The 17,902-nt window shown below is 57.3% G+C and carries 18 protein-coding genes; 2 read left to right on the forward strand and 16 right to left on the reverse strand.

The genetic code is table 11. From position 1 onward, the window contains the following. The 14 genes from FCN15_RS18780 to FCN15_RS18845 form a co-directional block, all read right to left on the reverse strand. Positions 1–1,461: glycosyltransferase family 4 protein (locus FCN15_RS18780; RefSeq protein WP_162515409.1), on the reverse strand; the 1,461-nt coding region annotated here is incomplete at its 3' end. 106 nt (positions 1,462–1,567) lie between these two features. Next, positions 1,568–2,662, reverse strand: coding sequence for a CgeB family protein (locus FCN15_RS18785; protein ID WP_138496635.1), 1,095 nt, complete (start codon positions 2,660–2,662; stop codon positions 1,568–1,570). A 76-nt stretch (positions 2,663–2,738) separates the two neighbouring features. Beyond that, positions 2,739–3,827 (reverse strand): CgeB family protein, encoded by a 1,089-nt coding sequence (locus tag FCN15_RS18790; protein ID WP_138496611.1) that lies wholly within the window; start codon positions 3,825–3,827, stop codon positions 2,739–2,741. A gap of 222 nt (positions 3,828–4,049) precedes the next feature. Continuing rightward, positions 4,050–4,469, reverse strand: coding sequence for a hypothetical protein (locus FCN15_RS19255; RefSeq protein ID WP_162515410.1), 420 nt, complete (start codon positions 4,467–4,469; stop codon positions 4,050–4,052). 5 nt (positions 4,470–4,474) lie between these two features. Beyond that, positions 4,475–4,780 carry a hypothetical protein gene (locus FCN15_RS18800; RefSeq protein WP_138496613.1) on the reverse strand — a complete coding sequence of 102 codons (306 nt, stop codon included), beginning with the start codon at positions 4,778–4,780 and terminating at the stop codon, positions 4,475–4,477. Then, the gene (locus FCN15_RS18805; protein ID WP_138496615.1) at positions 4,777–5,133 is read right to left on the reverse strand and encodes an alpha-helical endospore appendage domain-containing protein; all 357 of its coding nucleotides are present in this window, start codon (positions 5,131–5,133) and stop codon (positions 4,777–4,779) included. Before FCN15_RS18805 ends, FCN15_RS18800 begins: the two co-directional genes overlap by 4 nt. A gap of 50 nt (positions 5,134–5,183) precedes the next feature. Next, complete coding sequence (locus FCN15_RS18810; protein ID WP_138496617.1) at positions 5,184–5,471, reverse strand: nucleoside-diphosphate sugar epimerase; 288 nt, start codon at positions 5,469–5,471, stop codon at positions 5,184–5,186. Positions 5,472–5,633: 162 nt separating this feature from the next. Then, positions 5,634–7,016, reverse strand: a complete 1,383-nt coding sequence (locus tag FCN15_RS18815) for a glycosyltransferase family 2 protein (protein WP_138496619.1) — start codon at positions 7,014–7,016, stop codon at positions 5,634–5,636. 14 nt (positions 7,017–7,030) lie between these two features. Then, a complete protein-coding gene (locus tag FCN15_RS18820; protein WP_238996756.1) occupies positions 7,031–8,242 on the reverse strand; it encodes a GT-D fold domain-containing protein in 1,212 nt (403 codons plus the stop codon). 65 nt (positions 8,243–8,307) lie between these two features. Next, a complete protein-coding gene (locus tag FCN15_RS18825; RefSeq protein WP_138496621.1) occupies positions 8,308–9,039 on the reverse strand; it encodes a sugar phosphate nucleotidyltransferase in 732 nt (243 codons plus the stop codon). A 15-nt stretch (positions 9,040–9,054) separates the two neighbouring features. Continuing rightward, the gene (locus FCN15_RS18830; RefSeq protein ID WP_138496623.1) at positions 9,055–9,801 is read right to left on the reverse strand and encodes a glycosyltransferase family 2 protein; all 747 of its coding nucleotides are present in this window, start codon (positions 9,799–9,801) and stop codon (positions 9,055–9,057) included. Next, on the reverse strand, positions 9,798–10,856 hold the full coding sequence (locus FCN15_RS18835; protein ID WP_138496639.1) for a glycosyltransferase family 2 protein: 1,059 nt from the start codon (positions 10,854–10,856) through the stop codon (positions 9,798–9,800). The genes FCN15_RS18830 and FCN15_RS18835 overlap by 4 nt, the downstream gene beginning before the upstream one ends. A 151-nt stretch (positions 10,857–11,007) precedes the next feature. Further along, positions 11,008–11,730: a glycosyltransferase family 2 protein gene (locus FCN15_RS18840; protein ID WP_238996757.1), complete on the reverse strand. Its 723-nt coding sequence runs from the start codon at positions 11,728–11,730 to the stop codon at positions 11,008–11,010. A gap of 405 nt (positions 11,731–12,135) precedes the next feature. Next, positions 12,136–13,323 carry a glycosyltransferase family 4 protein gene (locus FCN15_RS18845; RefSeq protein ID WP_138496625.1) on the reverse strand — a complete coding sequence of 396 codons (1,188 nt, stop codon included), beginning with the start codon at positions 13,321–13,323 and terminating at the stop codon, positions 12,136–12,138. Positions 13,324–13,546: 223 nt separating this feature from the next. On the opposite strand from FCN15_RS18845, the gene FCN15_RS18850 reads away from it, so the two are divergent. Next, positions 13,547–14,650, forward strand: coding sequence for a YheC/YheD family protein (locus FCN15_RS18850; RefSeq protein WP_138496627.1), 1,104 nt, complete (start codon positions 13,547–13,549; stop codon positions 14,648–14,650). 126 nt (positions 14,651–14,776) lie between these two features. Continuing rightward, on the forward strand, positions 14,777–15,565 hold the full coding sequence (gene asd, locus FCN15_RS18855) for an archaetidylserine decarboxylase (protein WP_138496629.1): 789 nt from the start codon (positions 14,777–14,779) through the stop codon (positions 15,563–15,565). 413 nt (positions 15,566–15,978) lie between these two features. Here the strand turns inward: asd and FCN15_RS18860 are convergent, their stop codons facing one another. Then, positions 15,979–16,767, reverse strand: coding sequence for a helix-turn-helix domain-containing protein (locus FCN15_RS18860; protein ID WP_138496631.1), 789 nt, complete (start codon positions 16,765–16,767; stop codon positions 15,979–15,981). A 149-nt stretch (positions 16,768–16,916) separates the two neighbouring features. Continuing rightward, positions 16,917–17,882 (reverse strand): aminotransferase-like domain-containing protein, encoded by a 966-nt coding sequence (locus FCN15_RS18865; RefSeq protein WP_275259497.1) that lies wholly within the window; start codon positions 17,880–17,882, stop codon positions 16,917–16,919. Positions 17,883–17,902: the final 20 nt, after the last annotated feature.

Consider the following 17,902-nt stretch of genomic DNA (forward strand, 5'->3'; position numbering starts at 1 on the left):
CCCGGCTGCGGGGCCGCGCTGCAGCGGGCCGGGCTGCGCCGGGCCGGACTGTGCCGCCGGGCCGGACTGCGCCGCCGGATCAGGCTGCGGCGCACCAGCCTGCGGCGGGCCGGCTTCCTGCGGCGCACTCTCCGCCGCCGCAGGCTCCCCCGGCCCAGCCTCCAAAGCCGGCCGGGCTTCTTCGGCCGGGGGCTGGGAGGGCTGGATCACGGCGCGGGCTGCGCTGCGCATAACCGTCCCTCCATCCCTCATGCTGAAGCTGAGCCGGTCCAGCCGCGCGAATACAAACCGGGCAATCTCATAGCGCAGCCTCTCTTTGTAAGCAGCAGGGCCAAATACGGCGTCTGCCCTTGCCATGGCCAAAGCCGATAATGCTGCGGCCCGTTCGGGAGCAAGCTCCAGCAGGGCCTTCACTCTGCTGCCCAGCTCTTCCTGGCTGCCCATTTCAGCCAAATAATCGCCAAAGCCGCAGGCTCCCAAAATTTCTTCAAGCCCTCCGGCTCTATAGGCGGCCGACAGCTTGCCGTGGATCATGCCCTCCAGGGAGGTAAGCCCGAAGCCCTCCGGCATTAGGCTGGGAATGACCAGAATATCCATCGCACAGTAGACCTCTTCAACCGCTCTTTCGTAAGGGACAAAGGTAAACCGGGAGAAGTATTTCGATTCATTCACTTTATCCAGACAGCGTGCGTAAAAATCCTTATCATTTTTCTGGCCGATGATCAGGAAACGGACCTCGCTCCGTTTCCCGCACAGCTCAAGAGCAGTGTCTATAAAATGCTCGAACCCTTTTTCAACCGTCAGAAAAGCCGAAATGTACCCGATCACCCGGTGCTCCGGCTTCAGTCCCCATTCCGCCCTTCTGGTCTCCCTGAACAGGGGCCACTGCTCTTTCCGGAACTGCGTCCGCTCCCAGGAAGGATACAGAAGCCCCAGCTTCTCCTCCGGCACACGCCCCGCAAAGCGGGCCCGGACCGTACCGGATATGGTCAGAATCCGGGTGGACAACGCGCCGATCACATCCAAGGCATGCTGCAAGAACGGGGTCCTCACCATCACCTCGGTTATGTTCCAGATAAGCGGCACTCCAAGCCGCTCTGCAGCAAGCGCCGGCAGGACATGCACGCACGTATTCGCCAGCACCGCGTCCGCCTCTTCCTCCCGGATCAGGGCCGCTGCCTCCTCCAGCCCGGCCGAATGCCTCATCCGTTCGATTTCCAGCGGCAAATGTTCGCCGGGCGCATACATTTCATGGAGCAGCGGGAGGTTCAGCAGGATGACTCGTATCCCCTTTTCCCTGGCTGCCCGGGTCATTTCCCCTTCACAAGGGGCGACTAGCGCACATTCAAAGAAGCTCGAAAGCTCTTGCGTCAGGTGAAGCAGCAGCTTCTCGGCGCCCGAGATGCTCTTGGTATTGCAGACATGGGAGAACAGCAGAAGCTTTGCTTTGGTTGTCGTCATACAGCCTCCCTCCATCAAACTTTCTCTGACAGAAGCAAGGTTCACCCCCTTCCCGATTGCTGTACCGGTTGCTGTACCGATTGCTGTACCGGCTTCTGGTCCCTGGTCAGCCAAAAATATGCGTCAAAATTTCATTCAGCCGGTGCGCATACGTATGCTCGCGGAGCGTCCGGTCGAGGGCCCGGATGGCGATTTCCCGGCGCTCCTGCTCGTGAGTCAGGTAATACTGGATTTTGTCCAGCAGCTCTTCTCCCGTGCTGAACGTTTCGATTTCTACACCCGGTGTGTATAATCTGGCCAGATCGCTTCGTTCATCCACGAGCTGCAGCGTCCCGCTTGCCGAAATTTCAAAGGTGCGCGGGTTTGGAGAGACCGCTCCAATGCCTGCCGTATTGTTATTGACCGTCGAATCGTCCGGGGCACGGTGCAGATTGATGGCGATCTTGCTGCTGCTGTACACCTTGGCCGTGTCCTGCGGACCGAGCCAGGTACCCTGTTCGATCCTCTCCGGATATGTGGCGGCCTCCACCAGCCGGTCCCACCAGATCCCGTTTACATGCAGCCCCAGTTTGATGAGATCCGGAAGGATCGGCTGAAAGAAATGCACCCGGTTCCAGTAAGCACTTCCCACAAAGCTTATCGTCCGGGGATTCTCAGCGCGCTCCCTCATCGGCCGGAAATGCCCGGGATACACGCCGAACGGCAGGTAATAAACATTCGCGCAGCCCTGCCCGCGGTAAAATTCCACACAGTTCAGCTCAAGCGTAAACACATAGTCATAATGCCGCGCCAGCTCTGCGGTCATGTCCGTGTAATAGGGATCATCCGTCAGCCACACCGCCGTCAGAATACCCAGTCCCCGTATGGCGTCCACCTGTTCGGCCGGCAGGCTGAGTCCGTCAAGAACCAGCACCAGATTCGGATGGAGTTCAGCGGCGAGCTCCGCAACCGGCTGCATCGGATCGGCCGCCGTCACCGATACGGCCAGCGAACGCAGCGTTTCCAGAAGGCCCTCGTCGAGCGGGGAATAGGGAAAGCCCTTGCCTGAAGTGATGTACATAATATGAAGCGGCCTAAGCGGAAAAACAGGACCCGGCCGGCTTGCTATCACATCCAGCCTTCCGCGCAGATAACCCTCCTCGAACCCGTCATGGAGACCCGCTCTTCTCCCTCTTTCCTTCGGGGATACCGGGACTTCCAAAGGAGGATTTGTCCGAGTCTTATCTGAGTGAATCTGCTTCGAAATTGGCACACCATCCACTTCCTTTCTAATGAGTTTATTCCACTACGGCCAGGAGGCGGTTGATCCGGTTGACATAAGAATGCTGCTGTCTTGTGGTCCAGAGGCCCCGCCAGGCGATCCGGTTTCTTTCCTGTTCGTGTGTGAGATAATATTCGATTTTCTTCTGAAGCTCCTGGGCCGTATTGAACGTCTCGATATCATAACCGGGGCGGTAATACCGGGTTAAATCCTCTCTTACATCCGTCAGCTGCAGACTTCCGCAGCCGGCAATCTCATAGGTCCGGGGATTAATGGAGTTGCCGGGTAAATTGGCCGTATTGTGGTTATCCTGGCCCTGCTCCGCCGGCCTGTGCAGATTGAGGACAACTTTGGCTCCGTTGTAATAGAGCATCGTTTCCGATGGCTCAACCCAGCCCTCCCTGATCTGGGGCCGCAGCAGTTCATAATTGCGCATCCTGTTCCAGTGGGCGCCTGCAATGACGATTTTCCTGGTGGACAAATATTCGGCGAGTTCGTCAAACAACGCCACCCTGTTCCAGAAAGCATTGCCGATGAAGCAGACGTCCGACTGGTACTGCAGGGGGACTCTGGCCGGGCTGAACAGCTGCAGATCCGCAGCCAGCGGCAGGTAATAAACACGGCTGCAGCCAAGGCTGGAATAGAGCGGGATGCAGGATAATTCATGGGTAAAGACGTAGTCATAATGCGGCGCGAGATTGGAAGAGTATTCGGTAAAATACGGATCGTCCGCAAACCAGACCGCGGTCCGGATGCCCCAGGAGCGGAGCAGATCCATATGAGCCGGGTGATCCTCCGGAAAGACGTGCATCGCATTGAGCACCAGGACAAGGTCCGGCTTCCAATCCCTTGCCTTCTCTATCAGCTCGGCAGGCTTCGACACTTCGGTTTCCGCAGCGGTCTGCCGGAGTGCATCCACAATTCCATTGTCAATGGAATCAAAGCCTTGAGGGACATAGAGCACTCGGAGATTTCTCTGAACCGGCTGATCCGGTGCAGTTCTCTGCAGGACGGCGCTGCAGCCGCCGTAACGGTACCCCTCCTGGCGCCCAAGCCCGTATTGCACATCCCCGCCATGCTTCTCTGCAGTTTTCACGGCATTCATCCTATCTATGGGTGTTTTCAATGATCGATATAACTATATGCTGAGGGCTAATCCACAGGAATGGACTACTAACCTGCACCGCCCTAAATTGGCGGATGACCCGGCTGGCAAAGGATGGACGGTTCCATGCAGGCGCACATGAGAAAGAGGCCGTCTGCTTCAGGCGGCCTCCAAACCTATTAATTATCTTGGCTGTCACGGTTATTATTTTGGCAGTCACGGTTATTTAAGCTCCTGCTCCTGGTAAGCAAGCTTGTGGCCGTCCTCAAACCCTTGGGCAAACCCTGCATTGAAGCCTTCCTGATAGGATTCGTCATATCCTTCCTGATAGAGAACCGCTGGATCAGGGGCAGGGACCACGGGTTCTGGCGGAGGAGGGGGCGGCGGCGGCGGAGCCATGATAACCGCTCTTTTTCTTCTTCTAATCCCCGTTCTCTTCCGGCCTGTTCTTCCGCGTCTTCTCTTCCGTACAGCAGGCTTAAGTCTCCGGGAAGGGGACACTCTCCTCCGGGCTGCACTCAGCCTCCGCTTGAGGCCTCCTGTCTTCTTCTTTCTCTTTCTCAGCTTTAAAGACATCCTCTTGGCGTGATTGACCTTCTTAGCCTTCCTTGTCTTCTTCGTCTTCTTGGTTTGAATTAACATGCGGCTTAGCTATCCTCCCTTGATGCCTGACTTGGAATTGCTGCCACTCCTGCATTTATCCATGGAGCAGCAGGGATTCCCGTATACTGCGGGTGCAGAGTGATGCCCGTCAGCATGGATGCCATCGCCTGCTGGTACCTTGCCATCTGTCTGGCCTGCTCAGCAAGGCTGCGGGCAGTGTCTTCCGAGTAATAAGAAACGTCTGCCATGCTGTCGAGAATCCGGGCAATCGCATTTTGACTTCTGGAAATGGACAGAATCAATTCAAGCTTAGCCTCCCGTTCGGTCAGGGGACGCCGGGCGGAGATCATTTGTCACCATCCCCGAAGCCCAGCCCTGCGCCTCCGAATAAATCCCCGAATCCGCCGGAGCCGGAGCCGTCCTCCCCTCCGTTCGCGGAGGACAGCACCGCCCGCAAATTGCTGCACAGGCCGTTGGAGAGTTTGGTAAGGCCATCGATAACCTCCACAAGCTGATCATGAATCTCAAGCGGCTGGGACAGCTGCGTCGCATGATCACTGAACCTGCTGCCATGCAAATGATTCAAGGTCCAGTTCCGCGCCTTTTCGGCTTCCAGCGCTTTGGCCTCCAGCATCATCGCGATATTCCATTGAATCTTGGAGGCTGCATCGAGAATATTGAGATAGGCATGTTCTCTGCTCATTCTTTCACCTCCGCTATTACGCTAATTACGCTAATTCTGTCGGGCTTCGGCTATTCCTCTTCCGAGCCTTTAAGCTCAGTCATCACATGAGTCAAGTTCTCCGACATGGACTCCTCTAGATCCCCGATGGAATTCAGATAGGAGATGATGCTCTTGTTAATGGAAGAGACGCTTTCGATTAGACCCTCGACTCCCTCGAAATCCGGATCCTCATCCGGAAGCTCATGTACGATATGCGCCATCCGGACCGTAATATGGCGTTCGACATCCATGATACGGGCAAGCTGCTGATGAGAGTGCGCCATATGCATAACGATGTCGGTAATTTTCTGCTCCAACTGTCAGCCCTCCATCTGCTCAAGGATAAGATGCTGTCCCGGACATTAGAAAAGCGCCCCGGGATTCTGCCTGATTTCAGCATATGCCGGGGCGCCGCGCGCGGTTACGTCCTCAGTGGGAGAGTTCCGATAAAATTACAGCTTACAGCCGGTCTTCCAAACTTACAGCCAATCGGATAATAACAGCACAGGCGGAAGTACAGGCTTCCCCTCCGGCAGCGCCTCCAGCTCTTCCGGCAGCGCCTGCTGAATCCGGATGGAAAGCCCCCACAAATCCGTGGTATGACGGGTTAGAATCGGACGCCTGTGCCCTCGGTCAATCTGGTATAAACGGCCGTCCGGGAGCTCGACGACGGAGCCGTGCCCGAGTTTATTTTGGCGTGAAGCAGATACCCGTTCCATTGCCCTGGCGGCCTCCTCCGGCGTCCATTCGCCCCCAAACGGGATCCGCCGCAGCTCGCGCTGGGACAGCCGGACCGAAGTCAAATTCAGTTTGTCTTCTGAACCGGCAGGAGCTGCAATCCGGAACCTTTTTCCCTCGTCCAGCCAGTAATAGAATCCTCTGCTGCTTCTCGCGGCGGCCTGCACCGGCAGGCATTCGGCGTAACTCCACCCCTCAGAACCGGTGCTCCTGTCAGCCAGCTGCAGCAGCTGCCTGATGGTTCCCTGATCCTGAGCCATACCCCATTTTCTCTGGTAAAAATATTCATTCCGCCGGTTGATCTGCTCGAATCTCACAGGGTCCAGGCTCTTCATCGATACACTGCCGATATGGTGGACAAAGGCATTTCCGGCGATCATGAGCTTCAGCCCCTGCAGGCGAAGGCGCAGCATCCAGTCGTCATCCTCAAAGTTGCCGACCTCATAGCCTTCATCGAAATAGCCGGTCCGTTCCACAACTTCTCTTGTCATCAGCAGGCAGAAGCCAACCAGACGGTCCGTCTGCATCCAGCGGCCTGCCCCTTCGGGACTTTGGCGGTTATAAGCCGCCGCGAATTCCTGCATGCCCTCAAGTCCCGTGTAAGGCACCTCAATCTGCTGCTCTCCCCCGATATAATTGGTAACCGGGCCGACAGCCCCGATCTCAGGGGAGCTGTTCAGGCAGTCCAGCAAATTGCTGAGCCAGTTCTCCGTGACCAGAACATCGTTGTTCATCAGCAGGACGGTCCTGCCTTTTGCCATCATCAGGCCCGTGTTGACCGAACCTGCAAAGCCTTTATTGGCTTCGTGGACCGCCAGCCTGACTTTCCGGTACCGCTGGAGTGCTTCCTTCGTGCCGTCCGAGGAGCCGTCATCCACGATGATGATTTCATAGGGCTGCGTCGTATAAGCCTCAATGCAGGCCAGACACTGCAGCAGCAGGTCTTTCTGGTTAAAGGTGGGGATGATAATGCTCGTTCCCTCGAACACGCTGTCAAAATCCGCACGGCCCTTCTCGGTTCCTTTCTGATAACCGGCCTCATAGCCCTGGCGCAGCCGTTCCTCTGGCGGGACGGCTGCTGCCTTGCTCCTGTTGTTGCTGAGCTGATGTTTCTTCCTGCGCATAGAAACCCTCCATGTCAGCGGAGCAGCGCCTCTCCGCTTTCGAGTTTATTGGCCATGTGGCCGAAGTCCAGCGCAACCTTACCGTACCGCCCTGCAATCGCTTCGCAGATAAGAACGGCCGCAATGCCGGCGGAGACGAGGGCAATGTCAAAGTCGAACCCTGCAGCCGCATTGACGGCCTGCTCCGCTCCCCGCGCCCCCAATACCGGTGACACGATCCCGCTGACCGCAATGCCGGCGGCCTCCAGCACCCGGCCAAGCTCTTCCGCCTTATTCCCGATCAGCAGCACCCTGCGGCTCTGCAGCAGAGGAAGCAGCAGCCCCTTCTCCGCCAGGCTGTAATTGACCGTGGAAGAGGTCAGCCGAAGGGCTGCGGGCTGATAGCCATAGCGGCTCAGAACCGGGAACAGCAGGCCCTGAAAGGAAGGATGCCGCGATTCCGGCACGCCGATGATGTCCGCCCGGCCAAGGGCGGCGGCCAGCGCTTCCCTGACATCTGGAGCCGGCAGCTCAACGCCGGCATACGGGAGGAAGGGGCCGCGAAGCTGTGCCTCTTCGGCCGGGATGACCGTATCGTGAGCCAAGGTCAGCAGTTCCCCGTCCCCCAGTCTTACAATCGAAAGCGGCCTGCCTTCATCCATGGCCTGCCTGATCAAAGCCGCCACCTCGGCGGCTGTAAGCAGCGGAAGCCACGCCTCCTGAGGCAGATGCCGGAGGCCCAGGGCGATCAAATCGCCGGCGGTAATTCCGGCCAGGATGCGGTTAGGGGGAAGAAGGCGGGCTACCAAAGCTTCCCCGCCTTCATACCACCCATCCTGATAACCCAACTGGTAGCCGGCCCGCACCGCCTGCCGGCGGGCTTCCTCTTCCGCCTCGGGCAGGGCGGGCTGAGCCGGCTGAGCAGCCTGAACGGACTCAGCGGGCTGAGCCTCCAGGGCCCCCGCCCCCGCAGCCGCAGCCTGAGCCGGCCGGGACGCCTCTGCCTCCTGGAAACCCGCTCCGCCCGCCGTCTGCCCTGCCGGCGGAAGCGTCATCGTCAAGCGCATGCCGCTTCCTTTGGCCGCCGCCCCCGGTCTGCCGCGCACCCTCCTCCGTCTTCGCGTCCCTCTCCAGCCATAAGGCCGCCGCCCGGACGCCGCTCTTCGTCCGAGCTTGGTCCTTTTCACTGCATGACGTGTCCGCGGATTCCGCAGGCGCCCGGCACGTCTCTTTGGAGTCCTCGCCATTCCTGTCCTCTCCCCTGCAGCTGCGGCGCTGCCGCAGTAATATGCGGCTTACATTCGGCCGGCCGCTAGAATTCAGCCCTCTTCATCTTACCGGCGGCTTCGCGCAGAGATTCAAAGGTCCCCGCATCCGTCCACCATTTGCGAAGAATATCGTACTCCAGCTTTCCATCACGGGCGTACATATTGTTGACATCCGTAATTTCAAGCTCTCCCCTTGCCGATGGGGCAGTGGCCGCGATTCGTTCAAACACATGGTCATCATACATATAAATGCCAGTTACGCAGTATGGGGACTTCGGCTTGCCCGGCTTCTCCTCAATATAGGAGATCAGCGACCGGTTCTGCTCATCGAACACAGGAACACCATATCTCCGGGGGTCGCTGACCCGCTTAAGCAGCACTCTGGCGCTTCCGGCGGGCTGTTGTTCAAATTTATCCATAAAGGGCTTCAAATCATCGAGAAACAAATTATCGCCCAGCACCACAACAAACCGCTCACCTGGAAAAATAAAGCCGCGGGCCAGCTCCAGAGCTTCTCCAATGCCCCCGGCCTGATCCTGGATTTTGTACGTCAGCTTGATCCCCATGCTGCTTCCGCTGCCCAAGAAATCCGTATATAAACCGGCGGACTGCTTGCTGATAATGAGCATAATTTCGGTTACTCCCGCCTTTTTCAAACGCTCAATCCCGTAACAGATCATGGGAGATTCGCCGACCGGGATCAGATGTTTGTTGATCAGACCGGTCAGAGGATACAGCCTTGTGCCCGTTCCTCCTGCCAATAGAACTCCTTTCATGGTTCTCCTCCTTTTTTAATCCGCAGATGCAGGTTCACAGCCCCACTTCTCTATAAAACGCCTGCGGTTTCTTTCAATGAGCTCTTTCCAGCCCTGAGGATGCTCCTGCCTGAAGCTCACGCTTCCCTGGTGGTAGATAAAGGTATCTCCGCAAATCAGCAGACGGAAGCCTCGCTGTACCGCTCTGTAGCAATAGTCGTCGTCTTCATAGTGGCCCGGTGAAAATCCTTCGTCCAGGGGGCCGATTTGTTCATACAGGCTTCTCTTGAACAGAAAGCATAACCCGACGAGCCTTCTGACCTCGGCCCATTTTGCCGGATCGCTGTGATTATGGCCTTCGGCATACTCCAGCAGCTCCGCAATGCCTCCAAGCCCGGTCTCTATCTGCTGCCGGCCGCTTGCATAATTGGTGACAGGCCCGACAATTCCCGTATGCTCCGAACTGTGCAGGGCCGTGAGCATTTGGGATAGCCAGCGCGGAGTTACGACGCAGTCATTATTCAGCAGCAGCATTTGCTCGCCGGAGGCGATGGCAAGTCCCTTGTTCGCGGCTTTCGGAAAGCCCTCGTTCTGAGGCAGGGCAATCAGCCTGACTTTCTGGCGTTCGCAGTATTCGGCTGTCCCGTCCGTGGACCCGTTGTCAACCACAATGATTTCGTATGGAACCTCCGTAAACTTCCGGATCGAATCCAGGCACCGGGCCAATAAATGAAGTCCGTTGTAGGTAGGGATGATAATGCTTGTTGGAAGCGGACCGCTCATCTGCCATTCCTCACTTTCGCGAGCTCAGCACGCGGAAGCGAGGTCCAGTGCAGTCTCGGCCCCCTGCGCCGGATCGCCTCCCCGAGCGCCTCTGCATGATCCCCGATAATCAGCTGGGCTACTTTATTATGGCTGCCTGAATTGCTCTGTCTTAACCGGTTCCGCCGGATGACATCCACAGTGCACGGCGCTGTTACATGAAGACCGGCCAAGACGGCCGCTGCCTGTGCTTTTGGCGGAACGGCCAGCACGGAGGTCCCTATGTGACTGAGCGTCCTGCGCGACAGAACATGCGGGACGGCCGTCAGCGAATTGCTGTGCAGATCGGGCCTGCCGAGCGCCTGATTCAAAAATAATTTGCAGCGGGACACCTCATCCTGCCTGCCATACACCGGAAGGAATCCGGTAATGTTGTTAAGCACAACATCCGCGCCGCTCTCCTGTTCGTAGAGAAAGGCGGCCAGTTCTTCGGCAGGCACTGCCATGTCGCCGTCCAGGAATAGAACGGCATCTCCCCCGGCAAGTGCCGCCCCTATGGAGCGTCCCACATCATGGCCGAGCCGCTGCGGGTCGTTAACCATGAGAATGCCGCTGCGCTTTCTCACCTCGGCGAAGCTATGGTCCGTGCAGCCGTTCAGGACGACGATGATCTCCTGCAGCGGCAGGCGCTGCAGTTCATCCAGCAGGCGGCCGATGGTCTCCTCCTCGTCAGACACGCTGATTACAACCGAGGCTGTGCCGGCCAAGGGGACAGGGGCACCGAGCTGCTCAGGCTGAAGGCCTGACGAGCCGGCATACCCGTCGCGAAAGACCAGACCCTGGGAGAGCGCCTCGGCAAAGGATGGCCGTTTAGCCTGGTGGAAGCCTGCAAACCACCCGAAGAGGGCCTCGCGGAAATGTTTCAGCCCTGCCGCCGGCCCGGGGACAGCACCGGCTCCAGACTCGGCTCCTGATTCAGCTCCGGCTCCAGACCCTTCTCTCCAGGCAGCGCCGGCTTCCCTGCCGGCTGTCCTTGCCTTTTCCAGCCAGAGCGCAGCCGATTTCTTCCCGGGCATTCCGGCCGCCGTATTCCGCCTGCGTCTTCCGGCGCTTCTCCTCAAAGCCGCGCGGCTCCGCCTGCTGGAGGAGACTGTCTTATTGCCATAAGGAGATCTTTTATGCGTTTTTATACGGTAAGCACGTCTTCTTAATGTTGGTCTCATTTCCTCACCTTGCTTTTTCTCGGATACGTTCCAGATCGGAGAACCCGCCGCGGAGCCCCCGGTTCTCAAGGATCAGCCCGATAGCCTCCATATGATCACCGACAAGCAGCGGAATCAAGAGATCATCTTGGCCCGCGCGCCTTCTTGAACGGTTCAGCCGGCCTGCATTTACCTCGTGCACGGGGGTGACCTCAATCCCCTTCAGAACCGCCTGTGCCAAGGCCAGCGGGGGATTGCTGAGCAGGTCCGCTCCCAGCATCTCTGCGGCACGCCTGCTCAAGGCATGCGGCACCGCGGTCAGGGAGGCCCCTTTCAAATCGGGCCGCTCCAGAAGCATGTTCAGCGTATGCTTTGCACTCACCACTGGATGGGTCTGCCTGCTGTGAACGGGTCCGCTGTAGCTGTTCAGCGCGATGTCACCGCCGGATAAGATATGCCGGACGAACAGGCGCAGATCCTCGGCAGGGACGATCATGTCTCCATCAATAAAAAGGAGGACTTCTCCTTTAGCCATCCGTGCCCCAACCGCCCGGGGAACATCATGACCAAGCGGCTCAGGGTATTCGTACACATGAACCCCCAGCCTTCTGGCCAATCTGGCGCTCCCGTCCGTGCATCCATTCGCAATCACAATAATTTCACTCTGCGGATGCACTTTGCCGGCTTCCCGGATCACCCTCTGCAGTGTTCTGCGTTCATTCATAACCGGAATAATGACCGAGATCACCGGGTTGGAGTGGCATTTTACTACGGATATCCTCTTCTTCCGGGCTCTGAACAGACTTATTCTTCTGCGGCGTATGCTCCGGCGGCTTATGCTCCTGGTTATTATTCTTCTATGGCTCATGCTCCTGCGGACGGCTTTGCGGGTTTTGGTCATTTGGTCTCACCTTCTTGGAATCAGGCATATTGAATAGGGTATTGTACAGCTTATGCCAGTGAGCATTTGCCGCAACGGCTAACGTACAAGAGGGAACAACAACACAGCAGCCAGCAGCCTCCCGGCAGCAACAGCAGCCAAGTCTCACCCTCAAAAAATCCCCGGATGAACATGCTGCAATCCTGTATCTGCATCAAAAAAAAGACGCCGGCTCAAAGCCGGCATCTTAACATCTTAAACCTGCGGATTGGATCAGCGGTTGACAGATATTCGGGCAGGCGATAAGTCTGCCCCGCTCCTTTGGGTCATCAGCCTGCTCCACCGGGAAGCGGCATGCGTCCAGAGAAAGCGGCCCCGAGCCGCTTCATATCCGGCGATCCCCATGGAGACTGCAAGCTCCGGATCTCCCAGAATCTTCTCGATCGCTGCGCCCAGCCCGTCGCTTAACTCTTCCGGATCAATCAGAATTCCGGTGTGTCCATGCTCAATAATTTCAGGTATGCCGCCCGTTCTTGCTGCTATAACAGGCACGCCCGAAGCCATCGCTTCCAGATTAACCAGCCCGAAGGCCTCGTCCTGGCCGGACGGAACCACCACCAAATCGGCCAGATTGTACCAGTCCGAAATTTGCGGATAAGGCGTAAACGGAAGAAAGACGACGTGCTCCCTGACGCCTTGGGCCATCTCCTTCAGGCTGCGCACGTAAGTGGTTTCCCGGCTGCTTCCGTAATAAGCGCTGCCTGCGATCAGGAACAAGGCATCCGGTTCTCTGCGGATCACGGATCTTACGGCACTCAGCAGATAGTGAACGCCCTTCTCCGGAATCAGCCTGCCGATATACAGCACGATCTTCCGCCCGCTCCAGCCGAACTCCTCCAGCCTTGCCCGCCTGAGGGAATCCCCGAGCGGGCTCCAGCGCGGAATGAAGTCCTCCGGGCTGACGCCCAGATGATTCACTTCCACAGGCACCTGAAGCTCCGGAAACCGGCGCAGCAGCTCCCGTTTGAGAAAATGGCTGTTAACAAGGATTCCGTCAAGCGGAGCCAGCACCTCCATCCCGCCGGGCTTTGGAAAATTTTTCTCCTGAATAAACGTCGTCGAGTGAAGGGTCAGCCATATTTCGGAATGCGGCAGCCGCTGCTTTAACCTGCAGGCCAGCATCGGCCTGTTATGAACATCGACCGTATTCGGCCGCCACGCCCGCAAATGGCGAAGAATGGACGGCAAATAGGCTGAACCTCCAGGCACTCTGCAGCAGGACACCGGTCCCAGCATTTCTTTTAAAGGCACGTCCTTTCCGGTCCTTCCATAGATTCGGATATCCAGATTACCGGAAGCGAGCGGAACCATTTTCTCAATCACGCGCTCCACCGAGCTGCTTCTGCCCGATGGAAGGACAAAGGATCCCGGTGAAATGACCGCAACCTTATGAGGATTCAAACGCCATAGCCCCCTTCTGCCAAATGAACTTATGTTGTAGTTATACGAGAAGGGAGGAGTCAAGGTGACTCGGCCCTGAAAAATCTTTTGATAAATCTGCCCTCCATCCTCCAAATCAGGCTGCTGTAACCCTTCATTCGTCCATGCTCCGCAGGGTCATCAGCCATAGATTATACTAATCAGAAAATAAGGCTTAGCACCCTGATGCAAGGGAGGGAGAATTTTGGACCCTGATTATGTCGGCATTCTGCTGAACGCACTGCCGCAAGGCTCTTTCCAATCCGGCCGCGTCTCACAGGAATCCCTGTCGGTCTACGAAGAAGCAGCGGCTCTGTACGGACTCAAACCCTGCTACCTTCAGTTAAAGGATATTTCCAGCACCGGCAAAAAAAGCCTGGTTTACGTAATGAACGAAACCGGCGTCTCCAGAATACAAATTCCGACCCCCAAGGTCATACACAACCGGGCGATTTACAAGAGCAGGGCTGCCGCCAGAAAAATCGCCGCCCTGCAGTCCAGGGGAATCGTCATTTTTAATACCAATACCCGGTACCGGAAAGACAGGATCCACAGCCTGCTGGCCAGACATCCCGTATTATCCCGCCATCAGCCGCACACCCTGCCCGCAACGCCGGCTAATATCAGATCGATGATGCGCCTGTATGCCGACCTGCTGCTCAAGCCGGTCAGCAGCTCCGTTGGATTAGGCATCATGCGGCTGTACCGCGGGCCTTCCGGATGGGTGCTGACCAGACGCAGCCCTAAGACCCGGACAGCCGGCAGAAAGTGGGTAACCATTCCGCTCGGCAGCCCCAAGGGCTTCCTGCCGGGGTGGCTCATTCAACGGTTGAGAAGGACGCCGTACATGATCCAGGAAAGACTTTCCCTCGCCGAAATCGACGGCCGACCGATTGATTTGAGAGTAACGGTGCAGCGGGGACTGGACGGGAAGTGGGGAGTTACCGGAATGTTTGCCAAAATGTCCGAACCCGGCGGCTTCTTGACGAATATCGCCCAGGGCGGCAGTGCTTATCCTGCCGAATACCTGCTCCATGCAGCGCTTCCTCCTGGCATGGCCGAACGTCTGACTGTGGAATGCAGGGCTTTGGCCCTTGAAGTTGCCCGGCATCTATCAAGCCGGCTTTCTCTCCTGGCAGACCTGGGCATCGACATCGGCGTTACTTCTTTCGGAGAGGTCTACTTTATTGAATGCAACGGCCGGGACCAGCGCTACGGCTTCAGGGAGGCAGGTATGATTTCAACCTGGATAGAAACCTATCGCAAGCCGATGGCTTTCGCCAAATATCTGCTGACAAAGCAGGTCTGAACAGGGCAAGAGGCTAGTGGATCCTCTGCGGCAGGCTTATTGATTTAAGGGACGATCTGTGTCAATATTAGCGGAGTTGATCTTTCCGGCGGCATGCCGGGAGAGTATTCAGAAAGGAGTCGTTCTATGGCTCAAAGCATGATGCGGTTATTTACGGAGCTTTCCTCAAGGAAATGGATTGCCTCAATAACCGGGCATTTCTCAAGATCCGCTGCCAGCCGCCCGCTGATCCCTTACTTCGCTAAAATGTATAAGATCCCGCTGCATGAGGCAGAGAAAGAGCTTGCCGAATACCGGACGTTGAATGAGTTCTTTACGCGCCGCCTGAAGCCGGGCATGCGTCCGGTGCATCCGCAGCCCGATGCGCTGGTCAGCCCTGTGGATTCATTGATTACAGCAATGGGGCCCATTGAAGCCGGAACGCTGCTGAATGTCAAAGGCCAGAATTATACGATTGCAGACCTGCTGAACCATTCGCCCAGACTAGAGAAATACAAGCACGGCTTTTTCTTTGTGCTGTATTTAAGCCCGACGGATTATCACCGGATTCATGCCCCCGTTGCCGGAACCAAGCTGGAGAGCGAGCATATTAAAGGCAGGGTTTATCCGGTTAACGATTTTGGCATGACCCATATGAAATCGGTCCTCAGCCGTAATGAACGGCTGATTACTTATATTGATCACCGCCCAGGCGAGGTCGCGCTGATCAAGGTGGGCGCCATGAACGTAAGCAGCATCCAGTATACCGATCCGGCCGCCAAGGCCTGGGAACGCGGGGATGACCTGGCTTATTTCGAATTCGGCTCCACCGTCGTCCTGTTTACAGAAAACGGTACCTTTCAGCCTCTGGAAGGCTTGAAGCCGGGCACCGCCGTGAAAATGGGACAGCTGCTGGGCTGCTTCCGCAGAAAATAACAGCTGGCTCACCGCGGAGTGCAGCACTCAATGAAACGCGATTAAAGATACAGCCATCAACGATACAGACTTTAACGATACAGACTTTAACGATACAGACTATAGCGATACGGCAAAAAGCAGCTTCCGCACCATGCGGGAGCTGCTTTGTTGTTATGATATATGGACAATCGCGATAATAACTAAGTATGAATGATAATGAATCCCGTCAGAACCAGGATATTTCCTGCTCCACCGCTTTCATCCGGCGCAGGCGGTTTCTGAATAAGCTTGATCTGCCAGCAAAGGCTCTGCTGCGTACCCGCCGTCTTCTGTTCATTCCCCATTCACCTCCTTTCATGCCTGAACTGTACGAGCCGCAAGGGTTAACACAAATTACCCTGATCCCCGCGCCCTTGAACCTGGCCGGCGGGTCAGCGGATTTCGGAGGGGCTTTTGCCTGTGTACTGCTTGAATTGACGGCTGAAGAAGAAAATATCCCGGTAGCCGAGCGCCTCGGCCACTTCCGTAACGTTCATGCCCGCATGCAGCAGCAGGTACCTCGCGCGGTCTATACGGCATTTTATGATATAAGATTGGACAGGAGAACCCACAATCTCTTTAAATTTAATAGAAAAATATCGGGGGGACAGCCCCGCGCGGGCTGCCAGATCCTTGGTCCGGTGCGGCAGGCCCGGATGCTGGAGCACATAATTCGCGGTCTCCTGGATCGCTTCGTCCAGATGATGGCTGACCGTCTGCGAGACCGGCACATGCCGTTCTTCACGAAGCAGATAAATCATCATCTGCTTGAGCAGAAGCCTCGCCTCTTCTTCCGCGCCGTAAGTATCCTTGTTCAGGAACAGGCGGACATAGCGGGAGAGCATGAATTCAAAGTCGAGCGTCTCTTCAAGCTTCCGGTAATGGGCCGGAATTTCCTCCAGCGGGCCGTTTACATCAAAATGAATATAGGTCAGAACCAGCGGCTTCTGCGGATTATGGCTTGCGCTTGTATAATCTCCCGGACGGAACAGGAAGCAGCTTCCCTTGCCGATTTCGGTTGGACGGCCGTTCAGGACGAGCGTCCCTTCCCCGCTCCACACATAAAACAGATCAAAATTCTCCAGCGGCTTCTCCCGCTTCTGCCATTTCCATCCCGGCTCACAGACAATTTTGGCAAATGCCCGCTTCAGTACAAAAGAGGAAGGCGGAGTATTGAGCATAGTTTCTTCCTCCCTGGTATCGGATCATGTCGGATCGCATCTAATTTTGGCGCATCTGATTATGGCGCATCTGATTATGGAGTGCCGAATTATGGCGTATCGAATTATGGCGTGCCGAATTAAGGCATATCGTCGCCTGTTAATTGCTATTATACTATGCGGATACCGTCTCCCCAAATCTTTTGTCCAATGCGCTCCATCCGGCTCAGGCCTTCCGTAATCGCTTCCGGCTCTAGCCCGGCGAAGAAGAAGCAGGCTGCAGGGCCGTGAGGCCCGGTCCAGTAACCCTCTACATCCTGGAAAAATACCCCTGACCGGCGGCAGGCATCCCGGTACAGCACATATTCCTCCGGACTCCTCCGCCAGGCGGCGTACACATGCAGGCCGCTGCTCAGCGGCAGCGGAGCAAACAGACCGCCGAGGCGATTCTCCAGCTCCCTTCGGAACACGTCATAACGCACCCCGTAGATCCGCCGCATGCGCCGGAGATGCTTGTCATAATCGCCCCTTGCCATAAACCGCGCCAGGGTCCGCTGCTCCAGCAGCGCCGGCGAGAAAGGTTCATACAAGGCCTTCGCCAGCCGCATCGGCTCGACCAGCGGCCGGGGGAGCACCGCGTAGCCGATGCGCAGCGCGGAGAACAGGGTCTTGGTGAACGAGCCGACGAACACGACCCGTTCACCGCGGTCCTGCGCCGCGAGCGGCTCCATCGGCTGGCCGGCCCAGCGGAATTCGCTGTCAAAGTCGTCCTCGACGATGACCGCGTTCCGGCGCCGGGCCCAGGCCAGCAGCTCGCGCCGCCGCTCAGGCGCAAGCACCGCGCCGGTCGGGAACTGCCGGCCCGGCGTCACAAACAGCACCTGCGCGTCCCAGTCGCGCGGGATGATGCCCCGGCCGTCCACCCCGGCCGGGACCACCGCCGCCCCGGCGGCGGCGGCGGCCAGCCGGATCCCGGGATACCCGGGATCCTCGGCCACGGCCCGCGCTCCTTCGCCCAGCAGCAGCTGGCTCAGGAGCGCGAGGGCCTGCATCGATCCGCTGAAGCAGCAGATCGATGCACGGTTTGCGGCGATGCCGCGTGCTGCGCGCAGATGGGCCGCGATCGCGGCCCGCAGCTCCGCATCGCCAAAGACGT

The sequence above is a fragment of the Paenibacillus pinistramenti genome, from assembly GCF_005869875.1.
In the GTDB taxonomy this organism is placed as follows: Bacteria; Bacillota; Bacilli; order Paenibacillales; family Paenibacillaceae; genus Fontibacillus; species Fontibacillus pinistramenti.